Here is a 21060-nt window from a genome sequence, read left to right on the forward strand (position 1 = left end):
GAGCGCTTGTCATAGCCGCAGCGGCGACGTTGCTGTCGGAACACTAAGCCACCCAGGTCATGCTCTATGTGCTGCTGGGCATGGCGTTCAACTTCCTGATGAAGGGCGAGCAGACGCGGTTGGGGATCGAGTTCGCCTCGGAAACGCTACTGCGAACCGGGGTCGCGCTGCTCCGCTGGGCTCAGGTGAGCGCGCCCGGCTGGGGATCGGTGGTGACGGTCCTGGCGATCCTGCATCTGAATCTTGTGTGACACGAAATGCAAAATCGCTGTCGTGAATTGTGAAATATCACCTCCACGTGGCCGGTATCACGATGACAACAACGGGAAGTTTGGGGAGGATACTGAAATGCCCACTGGACACTTGCGTCTTTGCGCCAGCGCGTTCGCCATCCTGGCATCGAGCGCGACCATGGCCCACGCGCAGGACAGCGCAGCCGAGACCACCAGCCCGGCGCCCGCAGGCGGCGAAATTATCGTGACCGCACAGAAGCGCGCCGAGAGCGTGCAGAGCGTGCCGATCTCGATCGCCGCCTTCAGCGGCGCCAGCCTCGACAAGCAGAACGTCGTGACCGTGCTCGACCTCGGCAAGGTCGCTACCAATTTCCAGACCGTGCGCTCGTCGAATACCGGCTCGACCCGCATCGGCATCCGCGGCGTCGGCTCGCTTGCCAACACGCTGATCGAACCCAGCGTCGCGGTGTTCGTCGATGGCGTTTACGTGCCACGTTCGGGCTCGGTATTGGGTGCATTCCTCGACATAGAGGGCGTGGAAGTGCTGCGCGGGCCGCAGGGTACCCTGTTTGGCCGCAACGCCAGTGTCGGCGCGCTTTCGCTGCGCAGCTCACTGCCCAAGAGCGAGTTCAGCGGTGAAGTCAGTGCCGAGGTCGGTTCGTTCGACCGCTACAAGATTGCCGGCAACGTCAACCTGCCGCTGACCGAGAACGTCGCCTTGCGCGTCGCGGGCATGGGCCAGTGGTTCAAGGGGCCCTGGGTCAACAAGCTCGATGGCAAGCACTACGGCGGATCGGACGACGTCTCGTTCCGCGGCACCCTCAAGGTCGATCTCGGCAATGTCGAATGGATCCTGCGCGGCGACTACACGCGCCTCGACGGCGATGGCGTCGCCAATTTCGATTTTGATCCCAACTCGGTCAGCGCTGCACGCCTTGCCTTCATCCAGGCCGCGTTTAACGGCGGGCCTGACACAAACCTCAACGACCGCGTGATGAACCAATCGATGGCGACTGGCCTGGTCGACGAGAACTGGGGCGTCTCGAGCACCGCCTCGCTCGAGTTGGCAGGCGGCAGCACGCTCAAGCTGATCAACAGCTATCGCGTGTGGACCAACGACCAGCTCGATGGCGATATCGTCTACTTCCCGGTCAGCCTCGCCTCGCGCCGGAGCCTGTTCGATTCGAAGAGCCAGAATCACGAGCTGCAGTTCATCTCTCCCGAAAAAGAATGGCTTGGCGGCAAGTTCGACATGGTCGCTGGCGTCTATTACTTCGAAGAAGATTTCGCGCTGGCCGAAGAGCTCAACATGGGCACCGCCTTCTGTGGCGTGCTGGTTCCGGCAGGACCAGCGCGCACGGCCTGCGCCACCTACTATGCCGTGAACAACGGCATTGCGGCGACCGATCAGGACGTGTTCCAGAACGTCAAGAGCTTCGCTGCCTACGGTCAGGGCAATCTGCACCTGTCGGACCAGCTGACCCTTACGCTAGGTGGCCGCTGGACCACCGACAGCAAGCGCGGCAGCTATGCCCAGGCGTCGAGCCCGTTCACACAGACCCTGCGCGCCACCGAGAAGCTGACATTCCCCGGTATCAAGGAAGATCGCTTCACCTATCGGGTAAGCCTAAATTACAAACCCAATGACGACATTCTCGTCTTCGCCAACCACTCGACCGGTTACAAGTCGGGTGGCTACAACTCGGGTGGTGGCACGCCATCGCTTTCAGTCGTCGATGGCAGTGGCAACCTCGTGTCGACCAAGCGCCTGTTCACCCGCGAGACTGTCAAGAACTACGAACTTGGCGTGAAGTCGAGCTGGCTTGACCGCAAGGTCCGCGCCAACATAACCCTTTATCGCATGGATATCGGCGGGTTCCAGGATCGCGCATTCGACGGCGTCAGCTTCATCGTGCGCAATGCCGGGAATTTGCGCCAGCAGGGCGTTGAACTGGACCTCAGCATCGCTCCGAGCCGCGACTTCTCGATCTCGGGCTCGGTGGCCTATCTCGACTCGAAGTTCACCGACTTCAGGACCGCCTCCAACCTGCCTGGCCTTCCCGGCACCCAAGACCTGACCGGCAAGCCCAACACCTTCTCGCCCAAGTGGTCAGGCAATGTAGCGGTGGATTGGGGCACGGACCTCGGGCAGGGTGGCATGCGCCTGGCGGTCAACGGCACGATGTCGTTCATTTCCAGCCAGTTCGTCGGCACCGTGAACGACAGCAACCCGCAGTCACTGGCAGGTGCTTATGCACTCCTCGGTGGCCGAATCTCGCTGAGTGGTGCGGACGATCGTTGGACGCTGTCGGTCTTCGTGCGCAACCTTGCCAACAAGCACTATCGTCCTTTGACCGTGTACCAACCGCTTGGCGCGGCGCTGGGTCTCAACAACACTGTGTTCCCCGGCAGCACTGCCAACCGCGTCTTGGCCAGCGAGCCGCGGATGTTTGGAGCTGCCGCAACTTATCGCTTCTGATCACCAACTGTCAGTCGCGCCCCGCAGAACACACTAAAGGTACGAAGGCTGTGTTGAACCAGCCAGGTGGGCGCGACCGCCAAGACTCTTGACGGCCTGTCGCAAGCGAACCGCGCCTGCCTCCTGCTTCTGACCCTAGGTCATGCTGGTGGATGAAAGCTACATGGCAAAGTTTCCATGGCCGTTTTGGTCACTGTCGCCAATCGGCCATGCTTACGGCCTCGCTGTAAGCCGCCGCTCTCCGCCTCTCCCAGAAGATGAACGAAGGAGCGGTTTCGTGGTCGGCCTCCAGGCCCTGCAACGTCGTCTTTGAAGGCGGCGCCTGACGGCCGATATGCAGCACTTGCCCACCCAACAGCCTGCGCCCAGCAGGCGCGGCGTGTTCTGAAGACGCCGAGTTCGAGACTTGCTTCCTGTCATGTGTTGGGGACACCGATTTGACCGCAAGGATCGGGACGCTTGCTCCCATGCTGTCTGCTACGGCGGGCCTCAAGCAAGGAGTTTTGTCAATGTCATTCCGTGTCCTCGGGCTCGATCCAAGCCAATTTCATGGTCTCGCCGGACTTTCCGATGATGATCTGGCCCGCGCCGGTGCGCGCAGGTATGTGGTTGATACCAAGCCGGGTTTCCCTGACCGGATCGAGGTCCGCGACCTTGATGTTGGAGAGACGGCAATCCTGCTCAACTACGAACATCAACCCGCCCGAACACCCTACCGGTCGCGCCACGCCATTTTCGTGCGCGAGGGTGCGGACCGTGCTTTGGACGTGATCAACCTACTGCCCGAAGCACTCCGCATCCGCCTGATATCGCTGCGTGCGTTCGATGCGTCGGGCGAGATGATCGACGCGGACCTTGCCGAGGGCGAAGCCCTGGCGCCTCTGATCGAGCGATTTCTCGCCAATCCGGACGTGGCCTATCTTCATGCCCATTATGCCAAGTATGGTTGCTATGCCGCCCGCATCGAACGGGCCTGAGGATGGTCATTATGGAAGGCGCCACATGAACGACCAGCCAATGGGCCTTCATACGCGCATCGCCGGCCATGACTGGGCGGCGATCGCGGCCAACCTTGATCAGGAAGGCTGGGTCGTCCTGCCCGGCCTGCTTGATGGCGGGGAATGCAATGCCGTGGCTGCGCTTTGCGGTCCCACGAATGTGTTCCGATCCCACATCCATATGGCCCGCCATGGCTTCGGCAGAGGTGAGTATCGCTATTTCGCCTATCCCTTGCCTTCGCTGGTCGAGGAGGCGCGGACCTCTCTTTATCCGCGCCTCGCGCCGATCGCCAATGGCTGGCATGAGCGGATGGGGATCGACGTCCGCTTCCCTGCCGATCATGCCACCTTCCTGGTGCGATGCCATGAGGCTGGGCAGAGGCGCCCGACGCCCCTGCTGCTGGAATATGGGGAGGGCGACTACAACTGCCTGCACCAGGATCTTTACGGCGACCATGTGTTTCCCTTGCAGGTCGCAGTCCTGCTGTCCGAGCCTGGCAAAGATTTTACCGGCGGCGAGTTCGTCCTGACTGAACAGCGGCCACGCATGCAGTCGCGCCCGGCGGTCGTGCCGCTAGGTAAGGGCGACGCGGTCCTGTTTGCCGTGAACTTTCGCCCGCAGCGTGGCGCGAAAGGCGACTATCGCGTCACTCTGCGCCATGGTGTCAGCAAGCTGCGTTCGGGCAAGCGACATACGCTGGGGATCATCTTCCATGATGCAAGCTGATCTATTCGCCAACGAAAGGCGCGACGTGGAGCTTGGGCCGGGTGCCGCGATCCTGAGCGGCTTTGCCCTCGATGTGGCCGATGCATTGATGACGCATGTTGAACGAATGTCTGCCCTGTCGCCCTTTCGCCATATGGAGACGCGCGGCGGTAAGGTCATGTCCGTGGCCATGTTCAACTGCGGTGCATGGGGCTGGGTGTCGGATCGTTCGGGCTATCGCTATGAGGCGATCGACCCTGAGACAGGGACGCCATGGCCTGAACTCCCCCCGCTTTTTCTCGACCTCGCGAAGCGCGCCGCCGACATCCTCGGCTTTGATGGGGCCGTGCCCGACGCCTGTCTCGTCAATCGCTACGTCGCCGGATCACGCCTTTCCCTCCATCAGGACAGGAATGAGCGGGATCGTGAGGCGCCGATCATTTCGGTGTCCTTGGGCTTGACGGCGACCTTTCTGTGGGGCGGTCATCAGCGCAGCGATCGGCCTGCGCGCCACCGGCTCTTTCATGGCGATGTGGTCGTCTGGGGCGGCCCGTCGCGCATGGTCTATCACGGTGTGGATGAACTCAAAGGCGCAGATCACCCGGTGACCGGCGCGATGCGCTACAACCTTACCTTTCGAAAGGCCCGATGACTAACCTGTGTCGACTTTAGCAGTGGGTTGAATTGTGGATCGGCGTGCAAAAAGGACCCCGTTAGCGGGGTGATCGGCGTCTAAAAGGGACCCCTCATTTCGATAGCTTACACAGCCGCGTGGAAGTTCATGCGGCGAGATCGGGATGTTGGTTTTGGAGACAGTGGTTCGTATCCGGCGTGAGTATGCCGGCGGGAAGGCGATCAAGGCGATCGCGCGTGATCTGCATGTGTCGCGGAAGGTAATCCGCAAGGCGATCCGGGCGCCGGAAGGCGCATTTGATTATCGGCGCAAGGTTCAGCCGCTGCCGCGGATCGGTCCGTTTCAGGATCGGCTGGATGTGCTGCTGGAAGAGAACGAGTTACGGGGCCGACGTGACCGGCTTCGGATGACCCGTATCCACGACCTTCTGGTGCGTGAGGGTTTCGAGGGCTCTTACGATGCCGTGCGCCGCTATGCGGCACGGTGGAAGATCGAGCGGCGCAGGGATGTCGGAGACGGGACGACTGCCTTTATTCCGATGCTGTTCCAGCCCGGCGAGGCCTACCAGTTCGACTGGAGCCACGAGGATGTCGAGATCGCCGGCAAGCCGATGCGGGTAAAGGTCGCGCACATGCGGCTGTGCGCATCGCGGGCTGTGTATGTCCGGGCCTATCCACGCGAGACCCAGGAGATGCTGTTCGACGCGCATGCGCGCGGCTTTGCCTTCTTCGGCGGCGTGCCCCGGCGCGGCATCTACGATAATATGAAGACGGCGGTGACGAGCGTGTTCACCGGCAAGGACCGGGTGTTCAACCGGCGGTTCCTGATCATGGCCAACCATTATATGGTCGAGCCCACGGCCTGCTCGCCGGCGGCGGGATGGGAGAAGGGTCAGGTCGAGAACCAGGTGCAGACGATCCGAGGGCGCTTCTTCCAGCCCCGTCTGCGGTTCGCCAGCCTCGAGGAGCTCAATGGCTGGCTGGAAGCTGAGTGCCGACGCTGGGCCGAACGGCAGGCCCATCCTGAGCAGGGCGACCAGACCGTGGCGCAGATGCTGGAGATCGAACGTCCTGCATTACAGTCGATGCTGGGGCCGTTCGACGGCTTCAACGAGAGCGAGCACGGCGTGTCGGGCACCTGCCTGATCAGCTACGATCGCAACCGTTACTCGGTCCTCTCGACAGTGGCGCGGCGCACTGTGCAGGTTCGGGCCTATGCCGACCGTATTGTCGTGCGATGCGGCGATGAGGTCGTCGCTGAGCATCCCCGCTTCTTCGGGCGGAACCGCACCATCTATGATCCCTGGCACTATCTGCCGGTGCTGGCCCGCAAGCCCGGCGCTTTACGCAACGGAGCACCCTTCCAGGACTGGGAACTGCCGCCGGCGCTCGCCCGATTGCGACGCAAGCTGGGTAACGGCGATGATGCCGATCGGCGGTTCGTGCGCGTGCTGGCGGCCGTGCTGACCGATGGCCTGGAACTCGTCGAAGCCGCCGTGCGGGAGGCACTGGCAACCGGCACGGCGAGCGACGACTTGATCCTCAATATCCTGGCACGGCGCCGCGAACCGCCGCGACCGCTGACGATCGTCACGTCGGAGGACAATGCCCTGCGGCATCCGCCGATCGCCGACTGTGCCCGTTACGACCAACTGAGGAACTTTCATGCAGCGGCATGACATGATCGACGCGATGCGCGGGCTCGGACTCAAAGGGATGGCCGGCGCGTTCGATGAGACCGTCACCACAGGGCTTCAGCGCCAGCGCACGACGATGGAGATACTGACCGATCTGCTGCGTGCGGAGGCAACGCACCGCCACGCCGCCTCGATCCGATACCGGATGGCGGCCGCCAAGCTGCCGGTGGTGAAGGACATTGATGCTTTCCACTTCGAGGGGACGCCGATCAACGAGGGGCTGGTCCGTTCGCTGCACGGCGGGGCGTTCCTCCCCGCACGGCGCAATGTCGTCCTGGTCGGTGGCACCGGCACCGGCAAGACCCATCTGGCCATCGCCATCACCGCCAATGTCGTCCGCGCTGGAGCGCGGGGGCGTTACTTCAACACCGTTGATCTGGTGACCCGCCTCGAAGAGGAAGCCCGGATCGGCAAAAGCGGCGCGCTTGCCGCCCAGCTCTCTCGCCTCGACCTCGTCGTGCTCGATGAGCTTGGCTATCTTCCCTTCGCCCGTTCAGGCGGGCAGTTGCTGTTCCATCTGGTCAGCAAACTTTACGAGCAAACCAGCGTCATCATCACGACCAACCTGGCGTTCGGAGAATGGCCGACGGTGTTCGGCGACCCCAAGATGACCACCGCTCTCCTCGATCGCGTCACCCATCATTGCGACATCATCGAGACCGGCAATGACAGCTGGCGCTTCAAGAACCGAAACTGATCCCTGCCGCACGCAGGATTAAGGTGCCTTGCGCTGCGCGCGCCTCCGGTCGGGCTCCGCCCTCCCTACGCCGCGCGCAGCGCAAGGCGCGTTCCTCGACCGTCCTGCCATCGTTGAGAGGGGGTCCCTTTTGCGCGCCGATCGGGGGTCCCTTTTGGACGCCGATTGACAACTTCGGGGCATCGGATGATTCCTTCGAAACGCCGGGCGCGCGGACAGGATGCGGAGCGACTCGACTTGCCGGCCTCTATACCCTAGGGGGGTATGGTATCAAGGGGGAAAGGGCCGATCATGAGCCATGTCGCCGAGGAAAAGCAGAAGCTCCTCAATCGACTTAAACGGTTGCGCGGACAGATCGATGCGCTCGAACGCGCGGTCGATGGCGATGTGGAATGCGCCCGTGTGCTTCAACAGGCCACCGCCTGCCGCGGCGCGCTGGAAGGCTTCATCGCCGAGGTGATCGAGGATCACATCCGCGAACACATGATCGAACCCGATCTCCCCATCAACGATCCCAAGGTGCAGGCCGCCGAGGAACTGGTGGCAATCATCAGGGCCTATTTGCGGTAGTCGGGCCACACCGTGCCGCCAAACAGAATGGCAATCTTGCGCTGATATTCGCCGGATGAACCTATGACCGGTTCCGACGTCGCCGCCAGCGGCGCGACCGGTATTGCGGCGGCAATATCCGTCGGCGCTCCCCGACCGTGCTTCGCGATAGCCTGCCGGTCGGGACCGGGACCGCCGACCATTTCAACAGATCCTCGGCGTGCGGGTTCAGAAGGCGAGGCGCAGGCCGGCGATGCCCTTCAGGCTGTAGCTGTTGCCGAAGTCGCGGAGCGCGGTGTTGGCCGAGAGCTGGCTGTAGAACATGACGCGGCCAAGCTGCACGCTGCCGCCCAGCCCGAATTCCCCCCAGAACCGCTCATTGCTGCGCACGATCGGCGTGCCCGAGACCTGGGTCACCGTGCCGTCCAGCCACTCGTAGCTCAGGTTTACCACGCCGTAGAGATGGCTGGTGGCGTCCTGGCGATCGAGCGAGATGCCCCACCGTGTCTTCAGGCCGTTGCCGACGCGCGACGAAACCTCTGCGCCGTTCGGATCGGTGAAGCGATCGAACCCGACGGTCGAATAGACCATCTGGATTTGCGGTGTCACCGACAGCTTGCCCGAAAGCGGCGAACGCTTGCCCACTTCGATGCTGTAGGCCTGACCGGTGCCATTATTGCCATTGGCCAGTTCGCCGAGCGTGTTCGATTTCAGCGTGCTGTCGAACCACGTGAACTGCGCCCGGCCATCGACATAGAACCCTTGAGGCCCGAACCAGCTGAGCGTCGCACCCGCGCCGTAGCCGCGCGTCTTGATGCTGCCATTGCCGAAGGGCGAGGCGATGTCCGCCCGCGCTTCGCCATAGCTGGCCAGCACCCCTGCCACGAAAGTCGAGCCATCGCCGCGGGTGCTGACCGTCTGGTCCACGCCCAGCTCGATCTTCCAGCTATCGACATTCAACCGGGAAAGGCTGGTGGACTGAACGGCATTGGGGCGTGATCGGGCGCTCTCCATGCGGCCCCAGATGCCCGAGATGCCATCGCTGCCCGCACTCCAGCGACGATTGCCGACGCGCTCCTGCATCGTGCCGATCGCGTTGAGCGTTGCCAGCGTCTGGCCATAGGCCTCGTAGACCGGCACGCCGGGCTGGTAGAGCGGCGTTTCCGGCGGAGCCGCCGGGCTCAGCAGGGCGGAGCGGAGATACCAGTCGCCATCGGTGGGGGTGGTGACGCCGTTCTTGTATAGCCGGTAGCCATAAGCGCCGGCAATCACCGCAGGAGCACCTTCGAAGACATAATCGCCCTCCAGGGTGAAAACACCGTTCGAGGCACCCGTCACATCGATGATCTTGATGCCCTGAACCGTGGGCGCGCCCATGCCGCCCAGGTTGATCACCTTGACCCGCGTCGTGCCTGCGGTCGAACCGCCCACGACCAACTGGTCGGCCCGTGCGCTGTCGCCGCCAAGCGCGGCTTCGATTTCCAGCGTGCCGTTTACGCCGGTATAATTGCCAGTAAGGGTAAGCGTCCCCACGCCGGAGATGCCGGGTGCGACAATGCCGGAATTGACGACCGTGCCCAGCGTGCCGGTGCCCTCGATACGGCCGGCCGCGTCGACTTTGGTGGTGCCATCCAGGGCGCCGGCTACGGCCAAGGTGCCCGCCGCGACCCGGGTGGTGCCGCTGACTCCCCGGCCCATGTGCCGGCTACCCTTGCGCGCGGCGCATTCGCCGCACCGCCGCGTCGAACACCATGCGCGCCGCGCCGTTCGCCCCCCCGGTAATGCGCCGCGCATCGGCCGCGCACTTGTCGCGAATGATCCCCGTCAGCGGAATCTGCTCGCCCTGCATCGATTGCGCGAGCAACTGGATCTGCGCGGCCCGCTCCACCGTCCACATCAGCATGAATGTCGACGCGATGTCCGGCCCACAGACAGCGACGCCGTGGTTGCGCAGCGCCAGCACATCGTGCTGCCCTAGTGATTCCAGCATCCGCGCCTTTTCGTCCGGATAGAGCGTGATGCCTTCGAAATCGTGGTAGCCGATGCGGCCGGTCAGTTGCGCGCCGTAGAAGGTGTCGTGGCTGAACCCCTGCGCCTTGTTGACCACGGCGGAAACGGCCAGCGTGTGCGCGTGGGCCACGCAGTGCACGTCCGGCCGGTGTGCGTGGATCACCCCGTGCAGCGCAAAGCCTGCCGGATTGGCCTTGTAGCCGTTACCTTCCAGCAGGTTGCCATCGGTATCGACCTTGACGAGGCTTTCCGGCGTGATCTCTTCGTAAGCGAGCCCGAAGGGATTGACGAGGTAGGCGTGAACCGCGCCCGGCACGCGCAGCGAGATATGGTTGAAGATGATCTCGTCCCAGCCGAACCAGGCGACGAGATGATAGAAATCGGTGAGTTCGCGGCGTAACGCCGCTTCGTCCGCGCCAACGGCCATGGTCATGGGTGCTTCTCCGGAAAGCGGGTGCCGGCGCGGAAACGCGCCATGTCGACGATCGCCCGGCTGACGGGAAGGTCCATGCCGATCTCGCCCGCCATCTCGAACACCGCATCGGCGATCGATGACAGTTCCAGCGGCCGGCCTTTCAGGTAATCCTCCAGCATCGAGGTGCGGAACGCCCCTGCCAGCCGCCCGCGCCCCAGCATTTCGTCGCGCGTCATCGGCGGGCAGGCGTTGTAGCGCGCGGCGACGCGCCAGGTCTCGTCAAGGATGTTCGACACGATCGGGACCAGCCTCTCATCGGAACACAGATCGCCCAGTCCGGCCTGTGCCACCACCGACAGCGGGTTCGTCGCCAGATTGAGCGCCGCCTTGGCCCAGACGGCATCGACGATGCGTTCGCTGACCGTCACCTCGATCCCGCACGCGGCCAACACCCGCCCCAGATGCGCAACCCGCGCCCGGCTGTCGCTGCCGATCGCGCCGATGACGAGGTTCTGGCGCTGGGTGACGGTGACATGCGCGGGCGCCTGCATCATCGCCGTCGTGTAGACCACGCTGCCCACGATCTGCTCCGGCGCGAACCGCCGCGTCAGCGTGCCGTCGGGATCGACCGCACGCAAAGGCTCTGCTCCGCCCCCCTGCCCCAGCCGGAACCACCATGGAATTCCGTTGACCAACGGCATGACCAGCGTGTCCTTGCCGATTGCGGCGGGCAATGTTGCGGCCACGCCGGGCAAGTCGGCCGCCTTCACCGCCAGCACCAGTACATCGGCCGGAGCATCGGGAACCCGATCGCTCACCGCCGGATGACCGGTAATCGTCGCGCCCGCCTCCTCGCAGGTTACGCCATCCCGCTCGATCAGCGCGGCCTTCGTCGCATTGCGTACGACCAGCGTAACTTCCTGCCCGCCATGGGCGAGCCGTGCCGCGATCGCGCTGCCGATCGCCCCCGCGCCGACCACCACGAACGTCATGCCAGCACCGCGCGCAGGGCAGCCGCGAATGCTCCCACCTGATCTTCGCGCAGACCCGCGATGTTGATCCGCCCGGAAGGCACGACATAAACGCCGTGATCGTCGCGCAGCCGCGCGATATCGGCGGGGGCAATCGCCAACGACGAGAAAAAGCCATGCTGCGTCGCCAGCCGGCCCAGGTCGACCGGGCCGATCCGCCCTTCCTGGGCAAGCAAGCCGCGCAATCCCCGCACGCGTTCGCGCATGGCATCCAGTTCGGCGCGCCAGATCGCGGACAGTTCTTCCGAATGCAGGATCGTGCGCACCACCGCCGCACCGTGGTCCGGCGGCATCGAATACGTGGCGCGGGCCAGCGCGGTAAGGTTGGACGCCGCCAGTTCGACGCCCTGCCGCCCGCCAACCACGAAAAGCGCGCCGACCCGTTCGCGATAGATGGCGAAATTCTTGGAGCAGGAATACGCGACCAGCGCGCTTGGCACCTCCTCCAACAGGATGCGCAATCCCGCACGGTCCGCCTCAAGGCCCTGCCCCAGCCCATGGTAGGCGGAGTCCACCAGCGGCAGGAGATTGCGCCGCGCCAGTGCCCTCCCGATCGATCGCCATTGCGCTGCGCTGGCGTCGACACCCGTCGGATTATGGCAGCAGCCATGCAGCACGAACACATCCCCTTCCCGTGCGGCCTCTACCGCCTCCCCGAACGCGGCTTCATCCATGTCCTGCGAGCGCGGATCGAGGTGGCGGAAGCTCCGGACGGCAAGCCCGGCAGCGGCGAACAAGGCGCCATGGTTGGTCCAGCTCGGCGCGCCGAACCACACGGTGCGGTCCGGCTTCTCCCGCGCGAGGAGATCGGCGGCGAGCCGCAGCGCGCCGGTTCCGCCGACGGTCTGGATCGCGGTGACCGCGTGGTCCGCCCGCACATCGCCCAGCGCCAGCGGCTCCAGCCCCGCCAGAAACGCGCGATCGCCTTCGACGCCAAGGTAACTCTTGGTCGGCTGGCCGATCAGCAGCCGGCGTTCGGCTTCCTTCACCGCCCGCATCACAGGGGTCTGCCCGCATTCGTCCCGATAGACGCCGATTCCCAGATCGAGCTTCCGATCGCGGACGTCGGCGGAAAAGGCGGCGCCCATGGCCAGAATCGGATCGTCGGCCTGTCGCGCCAGGGTCATGAAGTGCATGTGCGGGTCCCGTAATGAACGGGCTTCACCCTAGCGGGGGGGCGCGGCAATCGGCTTGCGTAATGGGGGGCGGATGCGCGCAGTATGCAACCGGATTGCGCCTGCACGCCATTTGGAGAAGGCGGCTTGCGTCAGACCTCCACGCCGCACTCGAAGCACCCTGCTGTGTGCGATGATCCCGCAAGCGCCCTCGCGGCCTCGGCCATGCGGTCAGATGTCTTTGAGATCGCTCACGAACTCATAGCGGTCGCCGCGATAGACCGATCGCGTGAATTCCACGATGCGCCCACTGGGCACCCAGGTCTTGCGTTCGATCCGCAGAACTTCCGAATTCTGCCGCACGCACAAAATGCCTGCTTCCGTCGGCGTCGCCAGCGATGCCCGCACGCGTTGCGTGCCGGCCGTCGGCCGGAAGCCATAACGGTCGAGCGCCTGGTAGAGGGAATCGCCCAGCGCTTCGAGATCGGGAATGAACTCCGCCGGGACCACGGCATGTTCGATCGCCAGAGGTTCTCCTCCCGCCAGACGAACGCGCCCCAGCCGGGCGACGCGCGCGTTCGCGGCGATTTCGAGGGCAGCAGCCTCTTCCTCGGTCGGCTGCGCATAGCCCTTGTTGATCCAGACAACGCCGGGATTTTCGCCGCGTGACCGCGTTTCGTCGCTGAAGCTGCTAAGCTTGCCGCCCGGCGTTTCGATGCGGCGGGCGACGAACGTGCCGGAACCCTGCTTGCGGACCAGCACGCCTTCGTCGATCAACTGTTCGATCCCCTTGCGCACGGTGACGCGCGAGAGACCGGCCATTTCGCTGAGATCGCGCTCCGACGGAAGCGCACTGCCCGGATCGATGGCCCCGCTGCTGATGTGTTCGCGCAGGCTGCGGGCCAGTTGCAGGTAGAGCGGCGTTCCTTCCCCGCTGCGTGTCCAGGCAATGTCTTGCATCGTTTGCTCAATCTCGCCTTTCCAGCGCCCTCATGACCTTGCGCAGGTCACCCCCGTTGGCGTCGAGAAGATCCTGCCCTTCCCGTACCGGAACGCCCAGTGCCACGATCGCGCCAAGCCGGATCTCGTTCCCGGCCGCCTCAAGCGCCTGCGCGGCGGCTTCGGCGTCCACCCCGGCGATATCCTGAACCATGCCGCGCCCCCGTTGCAAGAGCTTCGCGTTGGATATGCGCATGGCCACCATGCGCCCTTCGTAGACCAGTCCGCGCCGGATCATGATCGCGGTCGAAAGCAGGTTGAGGACTGCCTTCTGCGCCGTACCGGCCTTCATCCGGGTGGACCCGGCGACGACCTCGCTGCCGGTCACCGCCACGATCGCGTGCTCGGCCTTTTCGGCAAGAACCGAGCCGGCATTGTTGGCGATACCGATGGTCAGCGCGCCCAGCCGACGGGCCTGCTCGATCGCCGCGACAGTGTAGGGCGTGCGCCCGCTGGCGGCGACGCCGATGACGACGTCCGCCGGCCCGATCCCTGCCTCGGCAACTTCGGCGCAGCCTGCCTTCGCATCGTCTTCCGCGCCTTCATAGGCTTCGGTCAGCGCGCCGAGACCCCCAGCCATCCGGAACACCATCCGCTCCATCGGCCAGCCGAAGGTGGGGTGCAGTTCCGTGCCATCCTGCACGGCAAGCCGCCCCGATGTGCCCGCGCCGACGAACACCAGCCGCCCCGTCGCGCCGAGGCGCTCAGCCGCCGCTTCCGCCGCGCGGGCGATGGCGTGGGTCTGCGTCTGGATGGCCGCGATCGCCGCCATCTGGCCTTCGAGCATGGCCTCCACCGCCAAGTCCGTCGGCCAGAGATCGAGATCACGGTAGCGCGGATCGAGAGCTTCGGTATTCATGACATCCTTTTCCGCCGGGCGGGGATCAATCTGTTTCGGAAACCGCTGGCCCGCCCGGCCCCGGCACCACGGCACAGACCACGAAGGCCACCAGCGTGCCAATGCAGAGCTGGAAGGGAAACGACAGGCCGAGCAGCGCGGCCGGCAGGCCGATCGCGCGCGCGATCGCGGGCTGCAACAGCAGCACAGCGAAGAAGCCCACCAGCAGCGATGCGATGACCGATCCGGTCGTTCCCCGCCGCGTGAACAGCGCGGTGAAATAGACGCCGAGCAGGCCCGCATAAGTGAAGACCATGACCTGCAGCGCGAATTCCAGCAGGCCCATGTCCGAATAGCGCTGCCAGTAGAACGAGACGACCGCCATTACGAACATCGCGAAGCCGATCACGCCCATGCCGGCGCGGCCCGCCTGCACGTAGTGGTGTTCGGCCACGGCGCCGCGCCTTGCGCGCCACGGGCGATAGAAGTCCTGCACCAGCACCGAGGACATCGCGTTGAGCGCGGAATTGGTCGTGGCGACGGCCGCGGCGCAGATGCCCACGGTCACCAGACCGCGCAATCCGCCGGGAAGCTGGGTCAGGATGTAATGCATGAAAATGCTGATCTTCTCACCGCCGAACTCGTTGCCGGCAACCGCCGTAGCCCCGCCCATCAGGTCCGGCCGGTCATAGAAGACGTAAAGCAACAGCCCGATGACAATGAACATGCCCACCACCGGAACCGTCGCCAAGACCGAGAGGTAAAGGCTGCGCGCGCCAGTCTTCGCATCCCGGCAGGCGAGCAGGCGCTGGGTGGTATCCTGATCCATGCCCGCATTGGCGATGTAGAGCAGCGTCAGGCCCGTCAGGATCGCCAGCATCGAGAACGGGCGCGACGGATCGATCGAGAAATCGAATAGCCGCAGCTTGTCCACGCCTTCGGGCGTATGGGACAGCCCGTGGATGATCTCCGCCGTCGATGCCGGGATCGACAGGCGCAGGAACACCAGCACCGCAATGGCGGACCCCAGATAGACGACGAACTGGATCAGGTCGTTCCACAGCACCGACTTGAGCCCGCCGACGAAGGTGAACAGCACGCTTGCCACCACCAGCAGCGCGGCCGCGATCATGATGCCCTGCGCCTCGACCGTGCCGGTAATCACCATGGCGAGAGCGATGGCGGCAAGATAGACACGCGCGCCGCCGGCAAAGACGCGGCCGACCAGGAACATCCCGCCGGCCCAGCGCGTCGCCTTCTCGCTGAAACGCAGGGTCAGGAGTTCATAGGCGGTCGTCGCCTTGATCCGGTAAAAGCGCGGGATCAGCACATGGGCGACGAAGATCGCGCCCAGCAAACCGCCGATGTTGCCGCTGAGATAGGTGAGATCGCCGTGATAGCCATAGTCCGGCCCGCCCAGGAAGGTCGCGGCGGACTGCGTGGCAGACAGCACCGAAATCGCCGCGAGCCAGGCCGGCACGTTGCCACCCGCCAGGAAATAGTCGTGTGCCGACGCGGTCTTGCGGGGCGTGAAGATCCATCCTCCCCCGACGAGCAGCAGGAGGTAGCCAGCGATCACCAGCCAGTCTGCCATCGAGAAAGGCAGCGTCATTGCGGAATTCTCCCGTCCTTTGCCCGGCATGCCATGGCCGGGGCCTTGGAAAAAGCCGGCGTCCGGTCAGCAGGGACCGACCGGACGCCGCGAAGGGTGGCAGGGTCTCAGAGATGCGCGGTCAGCGAAAGGCCGATCGTGCGCCCCATGATGTCGTAGGTATCGGGGAACGTGTTGAACACGCCACCGGTAGAGACACGCGGCGGATCCTTGTCGAACAGGTTGTAGATACCCGCCGTCAGCGTGATCGCCTTGGTGAACTCATACGAGGCCGACAGGTCGAAGGTGTCCTGCGCTGCCAGCGTTTCCTTCGATCCGGCCGTGCTCGACCGCACCTTGCCGATGCGCTGCCAGTCGAACTGGATCACGCCCTTGTCGAACATCCAGCCGAGACCCACGGTGTGACGATAATCGGGCTGGACCAGCGTGGTGCCATCGCTCGAACAGGTCGCGCCGAAGGTGCCCTTGCACTGCACCGCCGCCACCGTGGCGTTGGCCTGGATCAGATAGGACGTGACGATGTTGCCCTGATAGCTGAGGCGCATGCCCTTGCCGGGCAGCCAGTCGGGGCGGACGGTGTAGTTCGCCGCGATGTCGAACCCGCGCTGCAACAGGCGGCCAAGGTTCTGGTTGTTGACGTAGGCGTCCTTGAAATAGCCGGTCGTCGGATCGCGCGTCACCAGCCCGCAGAGCGGGTTGCTGGCCGAAGGGTTGGTGATGTAGCAGCTGGTGATCGCGGCGATCGGCTGGATCACGCCGACAGCACCGCGCAGGTCCAGCTCGTACCAGTCGACCGTGACGTTGAGACCCGGCACGAAGGTGGGCGTCAGCACCGCGCCCAGCGTCTTGGTATAGCCGGTCTCCGGCTTGATGTTGGGATTGCCGCCGTAATAGTAGTTGCCGGTCAGGTAGCTGGCGGACATGGAATCCGCCGAACCCACCGCCGGGGCGCCGAAGCGCGCGCACTGCGCGGCGTTGCCGGTGCCGAGCACGCAGGGATCGCCGCCATAGCGCGGCTTGAGGCGATCGACCGTGACCAGGTTGTTGAACGGCAGCGACGAGGTGCTGGCCGCGAACTCGCCGAAGTTCGGCGCGCGCAAAACCCGCTGGTAGGTGCCGCGCAGACGCAGGTTGGCATCGACTTCCCAGTTGGCTTCCGCCTTCCAGGTACCGTGGTTGCCGAACAGGTTATAGTGCGAATAGCGATAGGCGCCACCGACGTTCAGCTTGCGGATCAGCGGCAGGTCATGCAGCAGCGGCACGAGCACTTCGCCATAAAGCTCCGCCACATCGAACGAACCCTTGTAGGCCGCCTGCACGCCCTGGCGATAGGTATTGCCGGTGAGCAGCGCGCTGTCCTGCGCGATGGTCGCGTTCTCCTTGCGGTATTCCGCGCCGATCGCGAAGCCGATCGGCCCGGCGGGCAGCGAGAACAGCTCCTCCAGCGTGCCGCTCAGCGTGGCGGCGGTGACGAACTGATCGCGCTTGCGGTTGAAGCCGTTGATCGAGCTGCCCAGCGCGCCGGCCAGAGCGCTCTGGTTCGGCCCGAAGATGTTCACGGTGTTCACGATCGCGCCGAAGTTGTTCACGCCCGCCGCGTTGGTGACGAGGCCATCGCCGGTAATCAGCGAGTTCTCCGTCGAGCGGCTGTACTGCGCATAGATGTTCCACTTGGTCGAGGCCGTCAGCGGGCCGCGCAGACCGGTCTGGAACTGCAGCGTGTCGCGTTCCGTATGGTACGTGACGAGACCGAGTTCGGCCAGCGAGCGCGAGACGTTGACTTGCGCCGCGCCGTTCACGAACGTCAGCTGGTTGCGGATCTGGTCGGTCAGGAACGGGTTGTTCTGGTTGATCGAGACCACGCGGTTGACCGAGGCAGGCGTTGCGCCCGGCGTGCCGGTCTCTTCGGTGCGGGCGTTGGTGTACATCGCGCGGCCGTAGATTTCGACCTGCGGCGTGATCTCGTACTTGAACAGCGCGGCCACGTTGATGCGCTTCAACGGCGAAACCAGCGGATAGCTGCCCGAGATGTTCGAGGTGGCCGAAGGCGTGGTCGTGAACGCGCCACCATCGGTAAAGCCGAACTTGCGGCCGCTGGCCACGTCGGTGAAGACGCCGCCGATGCTGGGGATCGTCTGGTTGGGCGTGGTCGCCCAGCTGCGCTGGCTGGCGGTGATCCCGTCACGCTGGGTATAGTCCGCCGCGATCACGATGTGGCCGCGATCGCCAAGCCCGGCGCCCAGCATCAGCGAGCCGCCGTACTGCGCGCCGCCATGCGTGGCGAGGCGCGCGGCGGAGGTGGCGCGCAGGCCTTCGAAATCGTCGTTGAGGATGAAGTTGACCACGCCGGCCACGGCATCCGCGCCATAGACGGCGGCCGCGCCACCGGTCAGCACGTCCACCCGCTTGATCAGCGAGGCCGGAATCGCGTTCACGTCCACCGAATTGCGGAAGCTGAACGGCGCGGCACGGGTGCCGTCGATCAGCACCAGCGAACGGCTCTGGCCGAAGTTGCGCAGTTCGAGAACCTGCGCACCGAACGCGTCGCTACCCTGCGAACCCTGGCGGACGCCACCCGAAAGCTGCGGCAGCTTGGTCGAGAAATCCTCGATCGTCAGCGCCGACTGGAGCTTGATCTTCTCCTCGCTGGTCGAAGCGACGGGGCTGCTCGCGGTGAGGCCGGGCACGGCGATGCGCGTGCCGGTAACGACGATCTCCGCCGCGGCGGGCGCTTCGGCGCCGGCATCCGACGGCGCATCGGCGGACTGCGCGTGCGCAACGCCCGTCCCCTGCACCAGCGCGACGGCGAGAGCGGCCGTAGCCACGGCATGACGATAGGATTTCACCATGGGATTTCCCTTCATTTTCCTGTTTCCCTGAACCCAGTCGCCGTCGCTGCTCTAACAGTGCGACCCGAAGAGTCGGCGGCTTGCTCGGCTGGATTGGCCTTCAAAATGCATACCTGTGCGTGAATGTAAAGTATCGGTATCTAACTGGTACTATTTTTATCATACCACAACAGCGGATGCGGCCTGCGGACGCCACAGCATTCCACCGGTTTGCGGCGCTTTCACGCCGGTCGTGCCGGGATAGGTCAGCGGCAATCCGCGCAGGCTGCGCGCCGCCAGGAACGCCATGGCCTCGGCCTCGACGAAATCGCTGCGCAGTCCCAGATCGCCAGCCGCCCGGCAATCGCCGAGTCGATCGCGCAACCCCCGCATCAGCACGGGATTGTGGCAACCGCCACCGCAAACAATCCAGGCCTTGGGCGGCTCGGGCAGGCTGCGACCGGCCAGCGCCACGGATTCCACCGTGAACGCCGTCAACGTCGCCACCGCATCTTCCAGCGCCAGATCCGTCAGGCAATCCAGTGAAAAGTCGTAGCGATCCAGCGAGCGGGGGCCTTTGCCCCGGAAGTGTTCGTGCGCCAACAGATCGGCCAGAATCCGCCCATCGACCTGGCCCGCCGCCGCCAGCCTGCCGCCGTCGTCGTAACGGCCCGCGCCGCGCTGCTGTACGACCAGATCGATAAGACCATTGGCGGGACCGGTATCGAAGGCGACCAGTTCCCCGTCCGCGCCGATCCAGGTTACGTTGGCCACGCCGCCGAGGTTCAGGAACGCCAGCGGTCCCGAAAGACCCAGCCGCACCGCCAGCGCGGCGTGGTAGGCAGGCACCAGCGGCGCACCTTCCCCGCCCGCGCGCAAATCATCCTGCCGCATCTGCGCGACCACGGGCACATCCAGCACATCGGCCAGCGCCTGCGGATCGCCGACCTGCACGGAAAGCTGGCGGCGCGGCCGGTGCAGCAGAGTTTGCCCATGAAAGCCTACAAGATCAGGCTTCCGCCCCGCCTGTTCGATCACCGCACGGCCCGCGCGCAGATAGCCTGCGTCGATCACCGCCCCCGCCTCCGCGAACGAGGACGGCACGCTGCCATGCCCATCCCACGCCAGCGCATCATGCGTCGCCCGCACCACAACGGCGCGCTCAGCGTCGGAGAACGGAACCAGCAGGCATGGCCCGTACCCATCAATCCGTTCGCCATCGGTTTCCACCAGCGCGACATCGACGCCATCGAGCGAGGTCCCGCTCATGTATCCCATCACCAGCATCAGTCCGTTTCCTCCCAGCGGCAGACGACAAGGCTCGCGTCGTCGTGCGGTTTGACGCGCGCGAAGCGACGCAAGGAGCCCGGCGCACGTTCCAGCGCCCGCAGCGCATCGATCCAGCGCCGCCATTCGTCGGCGCTGCGGATGGCCAGAAAATCGGCCGGGCCGGCCACGTCAAACAGTTCGGCAAGGCGCAGAAAACCGTCGCTTGCGATGGCGAAGCGCTGGCCGGCACGCAGCGGAATCCGTGCCTGCAAGACATGGTCGGCCGCCGCCGGTTCGGTGCCGAGCACCCAGTATCCGCCATCCCGGTTCATCAGTCGGCGATTGGCGACAAGGCCCGGCATCAGCCGCTCCTTGAGCGCATCCGGCGTGATCGCGGGGTCTTCCGCCAGAACCCCGCGCAAAGCGGCCAAGGTGCGTCCTTCGATCGCATCCAGCGCTGCGCTGCCCCAGAACCGCGCCGCGCCGTCCGCATCGGCCGCCACCACGCGGCAGTCGGCCAGGGTGGTGATCTCCGCCATGCCATCCACCGCCCGCACCATGGCAAACGCCGCGGAGGGCAACTCGTGACGCCCTTCCGGTTCGCGCACGCGCTGGCGCAGCAGGGCTTCGCCACACTGCGCCATGACCGTGCGCAGCACATCGGCCGTGGGCATCGCCGGATGCGTGCGCAGGACGTCGGCAAGGAACCGACTCGCCGTTTGCGCCAGCCATGCCGCGTCACTTGGTTCTTCCAGCAGCGAGGCGCCGATTCCGGTCGCGCCGTCGATCACCCAGGCGGCGTCTCCGCAATGCCCGACAATATCCTCGTTGACCGCGCCCTGGTGATCGGTGGCCGCTATCTCGATCCTGAGCATGCACACGCCTCCCTGAGCCCCACGCAGACGATACCGTCCCGCCGCCGCATCGCGGCTTCGCCAGATCGGTATCATC

At 64.9% G+C, this 21060-nt stretch carries 19 protein-coding genes; 8 read left to right on the forward strand and 11 right to left on the reverse strand.

The annotated features are described in order from the left end of the window. Positions 1-59 precede the first annotated feature (59 nt). The 8 genes from NMD1_RS03135 (at position 60) to NMD1_RS03170 (ending at position 8013) form a co-directional block, all read left to right on the forward strand. Positions 60-251, forward strand: coding sequence for a hypothetical protein (locus NMD1_RS03135; RefSeq protein ID WP_125953590.1), 192 nt, complete (start codon positions 60-62; stop codon positions 249-251). Between the two features lie 160 nt (positions 252-411). Next, on the forward strand, positions 412-2712 hold the full coding sequence (locus NMD1_RS03140; RefSeq protein WP_158453880.1) for a TonB-dependent receptor: 2301 nt from the start codon (positions 412-414) through the stop codon (positions 2710-2712). 509 nt (positions 2713-3221) lie between these two features. Then, a complete protein-coding gene (locus tag NMD1_RS03145; RefSeq protein ID WP_125953592.1) occupies positions 3222-3689 on the forward strand; it encodes a DUF1203 domain-containing protein in 468 nt (155 codons plus the stop codon). A gap of 25 nt (positions 3690-3714) precedes the next feature. Next, positions 3715-4437 (forward strand): 2OG-Fe(II) oxygenase, encoded by a 723-nt coding sequence (locus NMD1_RS03150; protein WP_125953593.1) that lies wholly within the window; start codon positions 3715-3717, stop codon positions 4435-4437. Beyond that, positions 4424-5068, forward strand: a complete 645-nt coding sequence (gene alkB / locus NMD1_RS03155) for a DNA oxidative demethylase AlkB (RefSeq protein WP_125953594.1) — start codon at positions 4424-4426, stop codon at positions 5066-5068. The genes NMD1_RS03150 and alkB overlap by 14 nt, the downstream gene beginning before the upstream one ends. Positions 5069-5213: 145 nt before the next feature. After that, positions 5214-6728, forward strand: a complete 1515-nt coding sequence (gene istA, locus NMD1_RS03160; RefSeq protein ID WP_125953070.1) for an IS21 family transposase — start codon at positions 5214-5216, stop codon at positions 6726-6728. Continuing rightward, positions 6715-7443, forward strand: coding sequence for an IS21-like element helper ATPase IstB (gene istB / locus NMD1_RS03165; protein ID WP_125953069.1), 729 nt, complete (start codon positions 6715-6717; stop codon positions 7441-7443). The genes istA and istB overlap by 14 nt, the downstream gene beginning before the upstream one ends. Before the next feature lie 291 nt (positions 7444-7734). Continuing rightward, on the forward strand, positions 7735-8013 hold the full coding sequence (locus NMD1_RS03170; RefSeq protein WP_125953595.1) for a metal/formaldehyde-sensitive transcriptional repressor: 279 nt from the start codon (positions 7735-7737) through the stop codon (positions 8011-8013). On the opposite strand, the gene NMD1_RS03175 is transcribed toward NMD1_RS03170, so the two are convergent. The 11 genes from NMD1_RS03175 to NMD1_RS03225 form a co-directional block, all read right to left on the reverse strand. Continuing rightward, positions 8001-8195: a hypothetical protein gene (locus NMD1_RS03175; protein ID WP_125953596.1), complete on the reverse strand. Its 195-nt coding sequence runs from the start codon at positions 8193-8195 to the stop codon at positions 8001-8003. The two genes, NMD1_RS03170 and NMD1_RS03175, sit on opposite strands and share 13 nt — an antisense overlap. A gap of 25 nt (positions 8196-8220) precedes the next feature. Continuing rightward, on the reverse strand, positions 8221-9690 hold the full coding sequence (locus NMD1_RS03180) for an autotransporter outer membrane beta-barrel domain-containing protein (RefSeq protein ID WP_158453881.1): 1470 nt from the start codon (positions 9688-9690) through the stop codon (positions 8221-8223). A gap of 7 nt (positions 9691-9697) precedes the next feature. Continuing rightward, complete coding sequence (locus NMD1_RS03185) at positions 9698-10435, reverse strand: class II aldolase/adducin family protein (protein ID WP_233497320.1); 738 nt, start codon at positions 10433-10435, stop codon at positions 9698-9700. After that, positions 10432-11409: a ketopantoate reductase family protein gene (locus NMD1_RS03190; protein ID WP_125953598.1), complete on the reverse strand. Its 978-nt coding sequence runs from the start codon at positions 11407-11409 to the stop codon at positions 10432-10434. The genes NMD1_RS03185 and NMD1_RS03190 overlap by 4 nt, the downstream gene beginning before the upstream one ends. Beyond that, complete coding sequence (locus NMD1_RS03195) at positions 11406-12584, reverse strand: aromatic amino acid transaminase (protein WP_125953599.1); 1179 nt, start codon at positions 12582-12584, stop codon at positions 11406-11408. The genes NMD1_RS03190 and NMD1_RS03195 overlap by 4 nt, the downstream gene beginning before the upstream one ends. A gap of 210 nt (positions 12585-12794) precedes the next feature. Beyond that, entirely contained in the window at positions 12795-13523 is a 729-nt protein-coding gene (locus tag NMD1_RS03200) for a GntR family transcriptional regulator (protein WP_124808256.1), read from the reverse strand. Positions 13524-13530: 7 nt separating this feature from the next. Continuing rightward, positions 13531-14421 (reverse strand): N-acetylmuramic acid 6-phosphate etherase, encoded by an 891-nt coding sequence (locus NMD1_RS03205; RefSeq protein ID WP_125953600.1) that lies wholly within the window; start codon positions 14419-14421, stop codon positions 13531-13533. 25 nt (positions 14422-14446) lie between these two features. Beyond that, positions 14447-16012 carry a sodium:solute symporter gene (locus NMD1_RS03210; protein ID WP_125953601.1) on the reverse strand — a complete coding sequence of 522 codons (1566 nt, stop codon included), beginning with the start codon at positions 16010-16012 and terminating at the stop codon, positions 14447-14449. Positions 16013-16119: 107 nt separating this feature from the next. After that, positions 16120-18876: a TonB-dependent receptor domain-containing protein gene (locus tag NMD1_RS03215; protein WP_233497321.1), complete on the reverse strand. Its 2757-nt coding sequence runs from the start codon at positions 18874-18876 to the stop codon at positions 16120-16122. A gap of 144 nt (positions 18877-19020) precedes the next feature. Beyond that, the gene (locus NMD1_RS03220; RefSeq protein ID WP_125953602.1) at positions 19021-20127 is read right to left on the reverse strand and encodes an anhydro-N-acetylmuramic acid kinase; all 1107 of its coding nucleotides are present in this window, start codon (positions 20125-20127) and stop codon (positions 19021-19023) included. Continuing rightward, entirely contained in the window at positions 20127-20984 is an 858-nt protein-coding gene (locus NMD1_RS03225; protein WP_125953603.1) for a protein phosphatase 2C domain-containing protein, read from the reverse strand. Before NMD1_RS03225 ends, NMD1_RS03220 begins: the two co-directional genes overlap by 1 nt. Positions 20985-21060: the final 76 nt, after the last annotated feature.

The organism is Novosphingobium sp. MD-1 (assembly GCF_001014975.1).
Classification (GTDB): Bacteria; Pseudomonadota; Alphaproteobacteria; order Sphingomonadales; family Sphingomonadaceae; genus Novosphingobium.